Source organism: Micromonospora sp. WMMD956 (genome assembly GCF_029626125.1).
GTDB lineage: Bacteria > Actinomycetota > Actinomycetes > Mycobacteriales > Micromonosporaceae > Micromonospora > Micromonospora carbonacea.
In genome coordinates this window covers 4821463-4836509 of record NZ_JARUBI010000005.1, presented here as the reverse complement: position 1 = coordinate 4836509, position 15047 = coordinate 4821463, and the positions used below count along the sequence as shown (strand labels likewise).

10 protein-coding genes are annotated in these 15047 nt (G+C 75.6%); 3 read left to right on the top strand and 7 right to left on the bottom strand.

What is annotated here, in order from left to right; all coding sequences use genetic code 11:
* The first annotated feature begins 10 nt into the window (after window positions 1-10).
* Window positions 11-724 (top strand): hypothetical protein, encoded by a 714-nt coding sequence (locus tag O7628_RS21855; RefSeq protein WP_278133215.1) that lies wholly within the window; start codon window positions 11-13, stop codon window positions 722-724.
* Between the two features lie 90 nt (window positions 725-814).
* On the opposite strand, the gene O7628_RS21850 is transcribed toward O7628_RS21855, so the two are convergent.
* From O7628_RS21850 to O7628_RS21830, 5 genes are all read right to left on the bottom strand, one after another.
* On the bottom strand, window positions 815-1198 hold the full coding sequence (locus O7628_RS21850; protein WP_278133213.1) for a VOC family protein: 384 nt from the start codon (window positions 1196-1198) through the stop codon (window positions 815-817).
* A 297-nt stretch (window positions 1199-1495) separates the two neighbouring features.
* A complete protein-coding gene (locus tag O7628_RS21845; RefSeq protein WP_278133211.1) occupies window positions 1496-4036 on the bottom strand; it encodes a malectin domain-containing carbohydrate-binding protein in 2541 nt (846 codons plus the stop codon).
* 384 nt (window positions 4037-4420) lie between these two features.
* Window positions 4421-5602 carry a HAMP domain-containing sensor histidine kinase gene (locus O7628_RS21840; protein WP_278133208.1) on the bottom strand — a complete coding sequence of 394 codons (1182 nt, stop codon included), beginning with the start codon at window positions 5600-5602 and terminating at the stop codon, window positions 4421-4423.
* On the bottom strand, window positions 5599-6267 hold the full coding sequence (locus tag O7628_RS21835; protein WP_074473992.1) for a response regulator transcription factor: 669 nt from the start codon (window positions 6265-6267) through the stop codon (window positions 5599-5601). The genes O7628_RS21840 and O7628_RS21835 overlap by 4 nt, the downstream gene beginning before the upstream one ends.
* Window positions 6268-6394: 127 nt before the next feature.
* Window positions 6395-7705, bottom strand: coding sequence for a hypothetical protein (locus O7628_RS21830; protein ID WP_278133207.1), 1311 nt, complete (start codon window positions 7703-7705; stop codon window positions 6395-6397).
* A gap of 112 nt (window positions 7706-7817) precedes the next feature.
* On the opposite strand from O7628_RS21830, the gene O7628_RS21825 reads away from it, so the two are divergent.
* Complete coding sequence (locus tag O7628_RS21825) at window positions 7818-9680, top strand: hypothetical protein (RefSeq protein ID WP_278133205.1); 1863 nt, start codon at window positions 7818-7820, stop codon at window positions 9678-9680.
* 171 nt (window positions 9681-9851) lie between these two features.
* Here the strand turns inward: O7628_RS21825 and O7628_RS21820 are convergent, their stop codons facing one another.
* Together O7628_RS21820 and O7628_RS21815 are read right to left on the bottom strand one after the other, a co-directional pair.
* Entirely contained in the window at window positions 9852-11774 is a 1923-nt protein-coding gene (locus tag O7628_RS21820; protein WP_278133203.1) for a hypothetical protein, read from the bottom strand.
* On the bottom strand, window positions 11774-13663 hold the full coding sequence (locus tag O7628_RS21815) for a hypothetical protein (RefSeq protein WP_278133200.1): 1890 nt from the start codon (window positions 13661-13663) through the stop codon (window positions 11774-11776). The genes O7628_RS21820 and O7628_RS21815 overlap by 1 nt, the downstream gene beginning before the upstream one ends.
* Window positions 13664-13835: 172 nt before the next feature.
* On the opposite strand from O7628_RS21815, the gene O7628_RS21810 reads away from it, so the two are divergent.
* Complete coding sequence (locus O7628_RS21810) at window positions 13836-15026, top strand: hypothetical protein (protein WP_074474070.1); 1191 nt, start codon at window positions 13836-13838, stop codon at window positions 15024-15026.
* The last annotated feature ends 21 nt before the right edge of the window (window positions 15027-15047 follow it).

Here is a 15047-nt window from a genome sequence, read left to right as displayed (position 1 = left end):
CTGAATCGACATGTCCCAGCCGTCGGGCAACCCCTATCCGCAGCAGCCCTACGGGGAGCAGCCCGCCCCGCAGCAGCCGGGCGGCTACCCGCCGCCGGCCGGCCAGCCCTACGGCGCGCCGGCCGCCGCGCCGCTGCCGCCGAAGAAGTCCAAGGCCGGCAAGATCGTGCTCATCGTCCTGGCCGTGGTGCTCGTGCTCTGCCTCGGCGGCGCGGCGATCACCTGGTTCGCCGTGAAGGACGAGGTCGGCGACGTGGTCGACGCCACCAAGACCCGGGTCACCGCACCGGCCACCCTCGCCGGCCGCAAGCAGGTCACCGACCCGGAGCTGACGAAGCTGTCGGACGAGCTGGTCGCCGAGATGAAGTCGACCGTGCAGAACGAGACCAGCACCGCCGGTGCGTTCTACGGCGACGCCGCGAAGCAGGACCTCGTGATGATCGCCGCAGCCTCGGGCGTGCTGGCGGACCCGAAGAAGGAGCTGGACGACGCGATCGCCGGCCTCAAGACCCAGCTGACCGTCCAGGAGATGACCGCCACCGAGCCGGGCCCGCTCGGCGGCGAGGCGCGCTGCGGCGACGGCAAGACCGCGGGCATGCCGCTGGGCGTCTGCGTCTGGGCCGACCGGGGCAGCCTCGGCATGATCGTGGTGTTCTTCAAGTCCGCCAAGCAGGCGGAGGCCGAGTTCGTCACCATGCGCGGCCAGATCGAACAGCGCTCCTGACCGGCGGGTGACCGGGCCCCTCACGGGAGGCGGCCCGGGCGAAAGACCGGGCCCCCGCGCACCGCGCGGGGGCCCGGCCCGTTTCCGGGGCTACGCCGACGCGGCCCGCTCGGCGGTGCTGCGCAGCACGCAGAACTCGTTGCCCTCCGGGTCGGCGAGGACCACCCAGCCGGCGCCGTCCGGCCGCCGCTGGTCGTCGACCTGGGTCGCGCCGAGGGCGAGCAGCCGCTCGACCTCGGCGTCGCGGGACCGGTCGGCCGGCTCCAGGCACAGGTGGACCCGGTTCTTCACCGTCTTGCCCTCCGGCACCTGGAGGAACAGCACGGTCTCCCCGTCGGCGGTGCGGACCATCGCCTCCGGGTCGCCGGGGAGGTCGTCGGGCTGCCGCCCGGTGCCGAACACCTGGGCCCAGAAGCCGGCCAGGGCGTACGTGTCGTGACAGTCGATGCTGAGGTTCCTGATCCGTGCGCTCACGGTCGCCTCCGTGGTGGAGTGGGGCGCCCCGCGGGATCGACAGAGGTCAGCGGCGGGTGGAGCGGGGCGCGGGACTGGTCGTGGTGGACATCAACCGCACCTCCCTCCGGTCGTCGGGCTGACGGCAACGATCCTGGCACGCCGCCGGCCGCCCCGGCAACGGGGTTGCCGGCGGGCGGGCCCCGGCCGACGCCCGCCCCGGCGGGGGCACCGGTTGCCGTACCCCGGAACGGGCACCGGCCCGGCGCCGCGCGGACGCGGAGCCGGGCCGGGGTGCCCCCGTGGTGCGGCGGGGGTCTACGGGCCGACGAAGACGGCCTTGGCGCGCCAGTCCACCCCGTCGACGGCGGGGCCGCTGACGGTGGTGAACGCGCCGGTGGGCACGCCGCCGGCCCACGCGGTCGAGGCCAGCGCGCCGGTCGAGCGGCTGACCCGGTAGAGGGTGCCGCCGGCGAGGAAGATCGACCCGGTGTCGGCGAACCCGGTCACCCCCGCGACGGTGAACTTGTCGGCGCCGACCGCCCCGCTGTCCGGGGTGAACCAGCGCCAGAACAGCCCGTTCTGGCCGGAGAGGGTGTAGTAGAGCCGGCCGCCGGTGTAGAGCATGCCGGTGACATTGGCGATCTCCGCGTAGAAGTTGCTGGTGACCCCGGTGTACGTCTGCCCTGCCGGGCCGGAGTCGGTCTCCACGTTGTCCCAGTAGGCGTCGTGGTACGGGTCGACGAGGCTCGGCGTGCCGAAGGTCGTCCCGTCGAAGGTGCGCCGCTGGAGCGCCCCGTTCATGCCGTAGAACAGGGTGCCGCCGACCCAGAACGCGCCCTTCGCCGACGACCAGTCCGTGTCGTCGGGGTTGGCCACCGGGACGGGCGTGCCGACGGCGCTCGCCCCGTCGTAGGAGAGCGTCTGCACCTCGTCGCCGGTGCCGGCGGGCGGCGGGCCGGTCTTGACGATCTCGATGGCGTTGACGAGCGGGTTCTCCACCACGTGCCCGAAGTCGATGTCGACGTTGCCGTCGCTGACGATCGTGAACGCCCGCATGGTGCCGATGTCGTGCCCGGGGGTGACCGCGAGGTCGAGGTCGTTCAGGACGAGCGCGCCGTCGAGGGTCACGTCGAAGACCCGCTTGCCGGGGGTGCCGGTGCCGGCGTACCGGTTGGCCAGGTAGAGCCGGACGGTGACCTCGGTGCCGGCCGGCACCGGGAAGTCCCACTGCATCTCCGGCGCGCCGGCGCCGTCCCACCGCTCGCTGTTGTAGAGCGCGGCCGGGGTGCCGGCCGGGACGGTCCCGTCGAGGTTGGGCACGACGCCGTAGCTCGCGGCGCTGCTGCCGGTGTTGTGGTACGGGCTGGGCGCGTCGGCGGTGTCGGCGCTCCAGTCCGGCCCGTTGTCGGTCGACGCGACGGCGGGACCGGCGGCGTTGATCCGGTACAGCACGTTCGTCGGCACCGGCACCCCGGCCTGGTACACCGCGCCGGGCAGGTCGGCGGTGGCGGTCGAGTGCGGGGCCTTGCCGCCGGCCAGCGGGAAGAACGCGATCCGCTCCCGCCGGTACTGGAAGTTGCCGATCCAGGACTGGTCGGAGCCCAGCCAGAGGCCCTGCGGGGTGACGAGCATCTCGGCCACGCCGTAGCCGCGCGGGTGCCGGCCCGGGTTCCACGACAGCGGCAGGCCGTTGCGCGGGTCGAGGGCGGCGATGCTGGCCCGGCCGATGGCCCCGGCCTGCGCCGAGTCGCCGCCGAAGGTGTTGTTGAGCCAGCGCAGGTGCCCGCCGACGTAGACGGCCTGCTCGCTGACGCCGACCGAGAGGAAGGTGTCGCCGCCGGAGTAGTTCACCCAGGTGGGCTGCTGGGCGTCGCCGGTCGCGCCGGCCTCCCAGCGGGCGGCGGTGTCGCAGAGCGAACCGCTGTACTGGCCGCCGGTGGTGACCACCACGAAGTAGCTGCCGTCCGGGGCGAAGGACACGTCCCGCATGTACGAGTCGAAGGACTTCCACGAGCAGCGCGGGGTGTACCTGCTGGTGTTCCAGTCGGCCACCGTCGCGGCGGTCGCGCCGAGGTCCAGCCGCACGATCTGGTCGTGCAGCACCCCGTCGGCCTTCCGGAAGTTGCCGATCACGACGAGCTGGGTGCCGTCCGGGGAGAGCGCGAGCTTCTCCGCGCCGACGCCGGCCTTGGCCCCGCTCACCCCGTCGTAGTTGTGGTTCTCGGTGAGCGTGGTGGTCAGGTAGCTGTCCAGCGCGCCGGTGGTGGCGTTGAGCGAGGCGAGGCCGCCGCGCGGGTTGGCGTTGCCGGCGGTGGTGAAGATGCCGCCGACGAGCAGCCGGTTGCCGACCAGGGCGACGTCGTCGACGAGCCCGTTGAACGCCGGCCCGGCGAAGCTGGTGACGGTGGCCCCGGTGGCGACGTTGACCAGGGCCACCTTGCGCCGGGTCACCCCGTTGACCGTGTTGAACTTGCCGGCCAGGTAGACGGTGCCGGCGGTCGGACCGGCGGCCACCGCGCTGACCTCGTTGTCGACGACCGGCACGAAGGCGGTGTCGACCGCGCCGGTGGCCTTGTCGAAGGCGAGCACGTAGTTGCGGGTGATGTCCACGTCCGAGTTGCGGTTCTGCACCGTGGTGAACGAACCCGCCGCGATGATCTTCGTGCCGGCGTCGTGGATGGCGAACACGGTGCCGTCCACGATGTCCGGCGACGCCGTGGACGGGACCGCGGAGACCACCTTGTCGTGGCCGGGCGCGGCGCTGGCCGGGCTGCCGGCGACGAGACCGGCGGCGGTCAGGGCGACCGCGGTGAGGACCGCCGGGGCCCGGCGGGTCAGGGACGAGGAACGAATCACGGGCAGCTCCCGGAGCACGTGCGGGGTGGGGTACGGCTCACAGCCGGGCCGCCGGGGACGGCCGGCTCGGCGGCGCGCACCACGTGAGGCATGGCGCCATCACACCTTCACGCACCGGAGCCGCCGAGTCCAGCGGCGGGGTCCGATTCTGCCCCAACCGCGCGACGGCTCCAACCGAGCACCCGACGCCGGGCTGCCCGCCGGAGGCGTGGCTCGCCGGGTCAGCCGGGCGGCGCACACGAAAAGCCGACCTCGACCGGCCCCAGGGCCAGGTCAGGGCCGCCCTGCGGGCCGTCGGTCCGCGCCGACCGGCAGGCCCGGCCGGCGCGGGACGGCCAGGGTGGCCCGGCCCGGCGCCCGTCCGGGCCGATCGACCGGAAACGGTCAGGGCCGCCCGGCGTGGGACGGGCCGACGGCGGCGGGCACGGCGTCGGCCGCGGGCAGGGTCACCGTCACCTCCAGGCCGCCGCCGGGCTGCGCGAACACCCGCACCGTGCCGCCGTGCGCGTCGCAGACCGCCCGGACGATGGACAGGCCCAGCCCGGAGCCCCGCGCCCCGGTGCGTTCCTGCCCGCCCCGGCGGAACGGCTCGAACAGGCCCGGCACGTCGCCCGGGCTGACCTCGAAGCCGGTGTTGGCGACCACCAGCCAGGACGTGCAGCCGTCCGTGCCGGTGCGCACCGTGATCCGGCCGTGCAGGTGGTTGTAGCGCACCGCGTTCTCGATCAGGTTGCCGGCCAGCCGGTCCAGCAGACCGGGGTCGCCCACCACCGGCGCGGGCTCCAGCGACGTCTGCACCCGCAGCCCGATCCGGTCCACCTCCCGGCGCACGGCCGACAGCGCGTTGGCGGTGCCGGCGGCCAGGTCGCACTCGGTGCGCCGGCCCAGCCGCCGGCCCGCCTGGGCCTCGCTGCGGGCCAGCACCAGCAGCGCGTCGACCAGGCCGTTGGCCCGTTCCGAGGCGTCGCGGACCACGGTGGCCATCCGGCGGTACTCGGCGGCGTCGGCCTCGTCGTCACTGAGCGTCACGTCGATCTCGGTCCGCATCACCGCGAGCGGGGTACGCAGCTCGTGCGAGGCGTTGGCGACGAACCGCTTCTGCGCCTCGAACGCGGCGGCGATCCGGTCCAGCATCGCGTCGAACGTCTTGGCCAGCTCGGCCACCTCGTCGTCCGCCCCGGACCAGCCGATCCGCTGGTCGAGGGTGGCCTCGCCGAGGCGCTGGGCGGTGGCGGTGACCTGGTGCAGCGGGCGCAGCGCCCGGCCCGCCACCGCGTACGCGCCGGCCACCCCGACCACGCTGATCGCCAGCAACGCCAGCAGGCCCTTGACCAGCAGCTCCCGGGACGCGGCGTCGACGAGCTGCCGCTGCCACTCCCCCGCGTCCAGGGACCGGCCGTCGGCCAGCAGCACGGTGGTGCCGGGCAGCAGCTCGTCGGTGGGGCGCAGCGCGTCGCGGACCAGCAGCCAGGCCAGCAGCACCAGGATCGTCCCGGCGCCCACCAGCAGCACCCCGTTGAGCAGGGTGAGCCGCAGCCGCAGGGTCGGCCGCAGGCGGACGCTCACGCCAGCCCCTCGGCGGTGCGGTAGCCGGCGCCGACCACCGTCTCGATCAACGGCGGGTCGCCGAGCTTGCGGCGCAGCGTCATCACCGTCACCCGGACGATGGTGGTGAACGGGTCGGTGTTGGCGTCCCAGACCCGCTCCAGCAGTTCCTCGCTGGAGACCACCGCGCCGCGCGCCTTGAGCAGCTCGGCCAGCACCCCGAACTCCTTGTTGGTCAGGTCGACCGGCGCCCCGCCGCGCGTCACCACCCGGCGGGCCGGGTCGAGCACCAGGTCGGCGACGGCCAGCACGGGCGGGGCGGCCGGGGTGGCCCGCCGGCCCAGCGCCTGCACCCGGGCGACCAGCTCGTCGAAGGCGAACGGCTTGGGCAGGTAGTCGTCCGCGCCGAGCTGCAACCCCTCGACCCGGTCGGCGACGGTGCCGCTGGCGGTGAGCATGAGGACCCGGGTCAATGTGCCGGAGGCGGCCAGCTCGGCGCAGATCTGGTCGCCGTGGACGCCGGGCAGGTCCCGGTCCAGCACCACCACGTCGTACCGGGTGACGAAGGCCATCTCGTGACCGCTGTCGCCGTCGTAGGCCACGTCGACGGCCATGCCGCGCTTGCGCAGCCCCCGCGCGATCGCGTCGGCGAGGTTGCGCTCGTCCTCGACCACCAACACCCGCATACCCGCCTCCTCGCCGGCCGACCTCCCGACAACCTAGTGCCGGCCACCAAACCAGCGTGGCACCCGGCCCGGCCGGGCGTCCGGGCGGTCAGCCGCCAGGCGGGGAGCACCCGGGCGGGGAGGGCCGTCAGGCGGGCAGCCGCCACCAGCCGTACGTGCCGGAGTGCCGGCGGCAGACGATGTCCCGGCCGTCGGCGGCGCAGTCGCCCGCCGCGCCGGGCAGCACGTCGCGCACCCGGGCCGCCGCCCCCGTCAGGTCCAGCTCGGCGACCACCAGGCTCCGGCCGTCGCGGTCGGCCCGGGTGCCGTAGTACGGCCCGCCCGGGGTGCGGCTGAACACCAGATCCCAGCTGCCCAGGTCGGCGACCTCCCGCCCGGTGGCGGCGTCCAGCACGCCGAGGTGGCTGGCCGTGCCGCCCGCCTGCTCGTCGGCGATCGCCAGGAGCCGGTCGCCGCGCACCGCGATGACCGTCTGCCAGCGGGGATTCGTCCACCGGATCCCGCCGGTCGCCGGGTCGAGCCCGGACAGGTCGAAGCCCCGGTACGCGTAGGCGCAGAGCACCGGCCCGCAGGCCCCCGCGTAGCCGAAGGTCGGCTGCGCCAGCGCCCAGCGCCGGTCCAGCGCGGCGAGCCCGTACGCGGTCACCCGCCGGACCTCGCCCTTGTCCTGCTCGAAGGCCAGCAGCAGGTCACCGGCGACCTCGACCTGGAGGTCCCCCCGCCAGCCGCCCGGCGGCGCGACGAGGCTCGCCCGCACCGCCCCGGAGGCCGTGTCGCGCAGCTCGATCCCGCCGGCGGCCGTGACCAGCGCCACCTGCTCGGCCGCCCCGTCCTCGTCGCTGTCGGCGAAGGCCGCCCACCCCAGGCGGCCCGGCACCGACCACCGGAGGCGACCCGACGTCGGGTCCACCGACCGCAGCTCGCCCCGCTCGATGTCGTCGCCGAGGAGGAGCAGCCCGCCGCCGGCCGCGAGCACCGGATAGCCGGCCTGCTGCCAGCGCCGCTCGCCGGTCCCCGCGTCCACGGCGAGGGTCTGCACCCCGTCCGTCCGGTAGTCGACGAGCAGGGCGACGCCGTCCTGCTCCTGCACGCCGCTCAGCCGGCCGAGGCCCGGCAGGACCGTGCGCCACAGCGTCCGCACGCCGGCCCCCGCGCCGGTGGGCGTCCCGTGGGCCGTCACCTCCCGGGCCCCGTCGGCGCCCGGCGCGCCCGGGTCCAGCAGGTAGACCCGGCCGTCGAGGACGACGACCTCGATGCCGAGCCGGCCGCCGAGCACCGCCGACGCGGGGCTCGCCACGGGCGTCGACGAGGCCAGGACGAACAGCGCCAGCACGCCGGCCAGCGCCACCCGCAGCGGCCGGCCCACCGCCCGGGGCGGCCGGGACGCCGACGCCGATTCCCCGTCGCCGCGCACCTCGCCGAGGTCGATCAGGGTCACCCTCGCTCCTTCCCGGGCCGTGGCCGGCGCTGCGGCGGCGCATCTCGCCGGGCCGTCGTGGGGCGCACCGGCCGACCGGGACCGCGCGCACGCGCCTGTACGATGGCGCGTCGTGGCCGTGCCGGTGGTAGACCCCTCCCTGAACTCCGACTCCGCACCCGTCGACTCCGCACCCGGGGCGACGCGGGCCGCGTCGACCGGGCCCGGGGCGGCGGGCACAGGCACACCGCGCCGGCCCCGCTGGCGGCCGGCCCGCGCCGACCTGCTGGCCATCGGAGCGTACGTGCTCCTCGGCGTCCTCGTGTGCCTCAACTACTGGGGCGACGTCGAGCACCGCGTGTCGTCGCACCTGCCGACCGACCACAGCTGGTTCGAGTGGCTCTTCGCCCACGGCGCGTACTCGGTGCAGCACCTGGAGAACCCGCTCTTCTCCACCCGCCAGAACGCCCCGGACGGGGTGAACATGATGGCGAACACGTCGCTGCTCGGCGCGACCCTGCCGCTGGCGCCGGTGACGCTGCTGCTCGGCCCGCAGGTGACGTACGCCCTCTATCTGGGCGGGGCGCTCGCGGCGACGGCGGCCACCGCGTACTGGATGTTGTCGCGGCACCTGGTGCGCTCGCGCGCGGCGGCGTTCCTCGGCGGCGCGTTCCTCGGCTTCGCGCCCGGCATCGTGCACCACGCCAACGGGCAGCCCAACTTCGTCTCCAACTACCTGCTGCCGCTGATCGTGGCGCGGGTGCTGCTGCTGGGCGCGGCGGGGCGGAGCTGGCGGCGCGACGGGGTGGTGCTGGGGCTGCTCGTGGCGTACCAGATCTTCATCAACGAGGAGATGCTGCTGCTCACGGCGCTGGCCTGCCTCGTGGTCGTGCTCGCGTACGCGGCGCAGCGCCCCCGGGCGGCGTGGGCCCGCACCCGCGGTTTCGGATCCGCGCTCGGCCTCGGCGGCGTGCTGGCGCTGCTGCTCACCGCGTACCCGATCTGGTTCCAGTTCAACGGCCCGCAGTCCTACCGGGGGTTGCAGGGCGGGGTGTTCCACAACTGGGGCGAGGACCTGGTGGCGTTCGTCACGTTCGCCCGGGACACCGTGGCCGGCGACGAGGCGGTGGAGAAGACCATCGGCCTCACCGAGCAGAACACCTGGTTCGGCTGGCCGCTGGTGCTGGTGGGGCTGGTCGCGCTGACGCTGCTGGTGCGCCGGTCGCTGGCCGCCCGGATCGTCGCCGTGCTGGTGGTCGTGTTCACCGTCGCCTCGATCGGCCCGGTGGTGCGCTTCGACGGGGCGGAGACCACGATCGACGGGCCGTGGGCGTACATCCCGGACGACCTACCGCTGGTGGAGATGATGATGCCCACCCGGCTGGCCCTGGTGGTGGCCGCCGCCGTCGGCGTGCTGCTCGCCCTGGCCTGGGACGCGCTGGCCCGCACCGCGCCGACCGGGGCCGGGGCCGCCGGCCGGGCGGGCCGCTGGCTGCGCCCCGTCGGGTACGCGGCGCTCGCGCTCGCCGTGCTGCCGCTGGTCCCCCGGCCGCTGCCGGCCGAGCGGATCGACCCGCCGCCGCACTTCATCACCTCCGGCGGCTGGCGGCCGTACGTCCCGGCGGGCCGGACCCTGGTGCCGGTGCCGATCCCCAGCAACGTGCACGGCCTGCCCACGCTGCGCTGGAGCGCCCTGACCGGGCACGAGTTCCCGATCCCCGGCGGCTACTTCATCGGGCCCAACCCCGACGGCGAGGGCGTCTTCGGGGCCCCGAACCGGCCGACCAGCACCCTCATCTACGCCACGATGGACTCGGGCACCCTGCCGGCGCTGACCGAGGAGAACCGCCGGCAGGCCGCCGAGGACCTGCGCTACTGGAAAGCGTCCGTGGTCGTCCTCGGCGCGCATCCCCGCGAGGCGGTCCTGCGCGAGCTGATGACCGCCCTGCTCGGCCCCCCGCAGCGCGTCGACGACGTCTGGCTCTGGCCGGTCTGAGGTGCAAGGAAGGGCCCCCTGTTAACGCATTCTGTTGTACAGGGGGCCCTTCCTAACACGCATGCCGCCCGCCGCCGCACGCCGCCGCCGCACGCCGCCGCCGCACGCCGCCGCCGCACGCCGCCGCCGCCGCGGCACGCGGGCGCGCGGCCCGCGGCGGCGCGGTGGGCGTCAGCCGACCAGGGGGCGCACGTCCCAGACCCACGCGCCGTCGACCTCGCGCCCCGGGCCGACGAGCGCGTCGACGGTGCGGCGGACCGCGTCGCCCCGGTGCAGCCCGCCCTGCACCAGCACCGCCGCCCGCCAGTGCCGCAGGTCCGCCACCGCCTGCCGGCGGTCCGCGTCGGTCACCACAGGCGTCTCGCCGGTCTCGGCCGCCCGGCGCAGCAGCGCCGCCGTCGGCCGGTCGGGCGCGCCCCAGCGGGCGGTCGGGTCGGCGGCGGCGCTCGGGCCGATGAAGTAGCCGCCCGGCGCGGTGAAGGCCAGCCCGGTGCGGGCCGACCAGAACGTCGCCGGGCTGACCCCCGCGCCGGTCACCGGCGGCACCGGCACGAGGGTCCGCCCGGCCGGCACGTACGCCCGCCAGCCGCCGTCGGCCACGAACGCCGGCACCGGCCACGTCGGCACGGTGCGGATCGGCGTGGGGGCGAGCGGGAGCAGCGCGGCGGCCACGGCCCCGCCCCAGAGCAGCCGCACCGGCACCCCTGGCCGGTCGGCCGCCGCCCCGCCCCCGGAGCCGGTCCCAGGCAAGGCAGCCGCCCCGCCCCCGGAGCCGGTCCCAGGCAAGGCAGCCGCCCCGCCCTCGGCGCCCGGCACGGCCGGCACCGCGCCGCCCCCGACCGGGGCCAGGGCGAGTGCCCGGTCCAGGGAGAGGGCGACCAGCACCCCCAGCACCGGAACGCAGATCAGGGCGAACCGGGCCGGCACCACGAGGTCGAGCAGGGGCACCCCGGCCAGCAGCCGGTACGGCCCGGGCAGCCCGGTCGACGCGCCGTCGACCCGGACGGTGTCGCCGAGGGAGAACAGCGCGGCGAGCAGCCCGACGGCGGCGAGGGCCCGCACCAACGGCCGACGCCACAGCCAGACCACGACCACCACGGCGAGCACCAGCAGGCCCGGCCCGAAGAACGAGTTCTCCTCGGTCGGGTTCGGCGAGAGCAGCCCGGGGACGTACCCGTCGCCGAGGACCGTCTGCCGGGCCGACGCGGTGAACGAGGCCGCGTCGAGCTGGAAGCCCCGCGCGTGGAAGGGCATCCCCTGGTAGTGCTGCGGGCCGAGGAACTGGAACCACAGGGGGTACGCCAGCAGCGCCCCCGCCACCAGCGCGCCCACGCCGAGCCGGCCGAGGAGGGCGGGCGTCAGCCGGCGGGCCGCCGCCCGGTCGGCGAGGGCGTACGCCACGGCGAACACCCCGGCGGCGAGCGCCAGGAAGACGAGCAGTTCCTCGCCGACGAAGACCTGGTAGGCCACGAGCAGCCCGAGCGCCACCCCGTGCCGGCGAACCCGGTCGGTGCCGGGCCGGAACACCAGCGCCAGGATCGGCGGCGCGAGGAACTGGGCGGCCATGTGCAGGTGCGCCCCCGCCTGGGCCACCATGCCGGGGGCGAAGCCGCAGACGAGGCCGCCGACGGCGGCGGCGACGCGGGAGCCGACCAGCCGGCGGGCCAGCAGGACGTACCAGGCGGTGGCGGTGCCGGCCAGGCTGACCACGACCGCCACGAGGAAGGCCGCCTGCGTGCCGAACAGCAGCGTCACCGGGGTCAGCGGCACGCCGAGGCCGAGCACCGACGTGTTGGCCATCAGGTTCACCCCGTCCGGGGCGTTCAGGGCCGCGCTGTGCAGCGGATTCTCTCCGGCGGTGACCGCGCGGGCCGCCCGGGCGAGCATCCACTCGAACAGCATCTGGTCGTTGTCCTGGTGGAACAGCCGGTCGGGCCGGCCCCACTGGCGGCTGGTGAGCAGCACCGCCAGGCCGAGGTAGCCGGCGACGACGGCGACGTCGACGCCGCGTACCCGCCGGGGCCGGGCGGCGACCGGCGGCGCGACCGGCGGCCGCCGCCCGCCCGGCGCGCCGACGGCGGCGGGCGCGGCCATCAGGCCGACGGGTCGGTCAGGGTCCGCACGTCCCAGACCCAGACGTCCAGCTCGCGGCGCGCCGGGCCGACCAGGTCCTCGACGGTACGCCGCAGCGGCTCGGCGTTGTGCTGGCCGACCGGCAGCACCAGGATGGCGGCCCGCCAGTGCCGCAGCTCGTCCAGCGAGCGGCGGCGCTGGCGGTCGTCGAGCTTCGGGGTGCGGCCGGTGCTGGCCACGTCCTCCAGCAGCTCGCCGACGCCGCTGGGCCGCCCGCCGAAGCGGCCCGGGTCGCCGGTGTTGCCGTTGCGCGGGGCGAGGAAGTAGCCGCCCGGGATCTTGAAGTCGAGGTTGGTGCTGGCCGCCCACCGCATCCCGTGCGTGTTGCCCATGCTGGGCACCGGGATCGGCACGAGGGTCTGGTCGGGGCCGACGTAGTCGCGCCACCGGTCGGCGGTGATGAACTTCGGCACCGGCGGGCGCGAGGTGACCTTCAGCGGCATCGGCGCGATCGGCAGCAGGGCCATGACCAGGGCGGCCACCCCGAGGGTACGCATGGTGCGGGCCTCGGCCGTGCGCAGCGCCCAGACCCGCTCGACGGCGAGGGCGAGCAGCACCCCCACCACCACGCTGGTGATCATGCCGAACCGGGTGGGCACGACGGCGTCGAGCAGCGGCAGCCGCACCAGGAACTCCCACGGCCCGGTGAACAGCTCCCGGTCCCACCAGGACACCCGCTCACCGAGGGAGAGCAGCGCGAAGAACGCGCCGGTCGCCGCGAGGGCGCGGACGATCGGCTCGCGGCGCAGCCAGAGCACGATGCCGACGGCGATGAGGGCGAGGCTCCAGCCGAGGAAGGCGTTCTCCTCCGAGTAGTTCGGGGCGAGGTTGACGTTGGCGCGCTCGTTGCCACCGAGGGTGGGCGAGCCGGGGGCGAAGAAGGCGGCGATGTCGTTGCCGTAGTCGCGGACGGCGTCGCTGAGCCCGTGGTACGCCATCGGCCCGGCGAACTGCACGTAGAGCGGGTACGCCAGCAGCGAGCCGGCCAGCACGGTGCACACCGCGACGGCGACGCCCAGGGGCCGCCACGCGGTCGACCACAGCCCCGGCCGCTGCGCCAGCACGGCGATCAGGAACACCCCGCAGGCCAGCGCCGTGAAGAGCAGGATCTCCTCGTTGATGAACGCCTGCACCGTGACCAGCAGCGCCAGCAGCGCCCCGTCGCGGACGGGCCGCTTCGACCGGGTGATCACCAGCACCCGCCAGACGATGAACGGCAGCAGGAACTGGCTGATGATGTTCGGGTGCCAGTTGGCGTGCGAGAGCATCGCCGGGGAAAAGCCGCAGAACCAGCCGCCCACGGCGGCGGCGAGCGGGTTGCGCACGACGTGCCGGGACAGCACCCGGTACCAGGCGGCGGCCGTGCCGGCGAGACCGCAGGTGACCAGCACCACAAAGGAGACGGCGGGCCCGAACAGCAGGGTCACCGGCACCATCGGGATGCCGAGCGCCAGGACGGCCGTGTTGGCCATCAGGTTGACCCCGTCGGGGTAGTTGAACTGGTCGGTGTAGAACGGGAACTCGCCGTGCAGCACCACCCGCACCGAGTGGGCGAGGAAGAACTGCACCTGGGCGGGGTCGCTGCTGTAGAGCGAGGCGACCCGGCCGGCGGGGTCGATCCAGATCTGGCTGGTCACCCAGAGCGCGGCGAGCAGGAAGACCCCGTAGACGGCGAGGTCCCGCCGCCGGGGCGTCCACCGCCAGCGCCGCCGGCTGCGGGTGCCGGCGGCCGGGGCCGCGGCGGGCGCGGTCGGCGGGGCTGCGGCGGGCGGCGGGGCGGCTGCGGGCTCCGCGCCGGCCGGGGGCTCGACGGTCGGAGGCTCGACGGTCAGGGGCTCGGCAGGAGTCACAGTCGGCGGAGTCTACCGGAGGCGGGGCCACGCCCGACAATCACCGTTGCGTCCCTTGTGGGCGGTCGGCGCGCAGCTCGCGGCCGGGGATCGAGGTGCCGGTTCGCGGTCCGCCGCCGTCTCGTACCATGTGGGGCGCAACACGACCGGCGACGCGATCGGGGGCGTACACGTGGCTTCAGCGCGCCGGCGCGGCGGGACGGCCACCACGCTGCTCGCCCTCCTGCTGACCGCGACGGCCTGCGGCCCGGTCGCCGACCGCAAGCCCGACGCCCTCCCGGTGGGCTACGACAGCCTGGACGGCACGCTGCGGGTGTGGCCCGCGCGGGGCGGCCTGGCCGGCGACGCGGCGGCGACGGCGGCGGTGACCGACGCGGTCCGCGCCTGGCGGACGCCGGTCGACGACCGGGCGCACCTGCCGTCCTCGGGGATCCTGTGGTCCGGCGAGGCCGACGGCGCGCCGCTGGCCCTGGTGGCCGCCGACGTCCCCGGCGAGAGCGCCTCCTGGCTGCTGCAACTGACCCGCGACGGCAACCGCTACGTGGTCGACCGGGCCAGCGAATACACCGACCCCGGCTACCTCGTCTACTCCGACGTGCTGCCCGTGCAGACCAGCGCCGGGCGTCGCTACCTGCTCTCCGAGCGGGTGGAGCGGCTGCTCGGCCCGAAGGGCCGGGCCCTGGTCACCCGCGACGGGCTGACCGACCCGGTGGACGTGCCGGCCTGCCAGGCGGTGCCGCTGACCGCGACGCTGCGGGCCACCAGCTCGCTGCCGCGCGGCCGGGCCGCCGACCGCCTGCTCGACCTGGGTACGGCCACCACGGACCCCCGCTACCCGCTGGTGCGCGACGAGACGGGCTCGGGCCGGCGGGCGCTGGACGACCTGGACACCTGCGAGCTGGCCGACGAGCGGGGCCCGTTCGGCAGCATCCCGCGCCGCATCGGCGACCGGGACGCGCCCCGCGCGGTGCCGGAGTCCTGGCCGCGGGGCAAGGTGAGCGTACGCGCGCTCGGCGAGGTGGCTCTCGGCGGGGGCGACCCGGCCGACCTGGAGCAACTGAGCTGGGAGACCGGCACGGGCACGATGACGGCCGTCGTCTACCGCCCGGCGGCCGGCGACCCGGTGTTCTCGCCGGCCGACCGCGCCAACACGTTGCAGGCGTACGTGCTGCCGGTGCCGGGGCAGCCGCTGGTGGTGCTGAGCTGGCGGGCCAACCGCTACACCTCGCTGTCGGTGCCCCCGGGCACCCCCCGGCTGGTCGACCGGCCGGGGCTGGTGGTGGTGCCGCAGCCGACGAGCAAGGCGACGTTCAGCCTGGCCGGCGCGGAGAAGACCTACTACCGCTCGGTCGGCGGCCGCTGACCCGGCCCCGCAGCCCGCGGC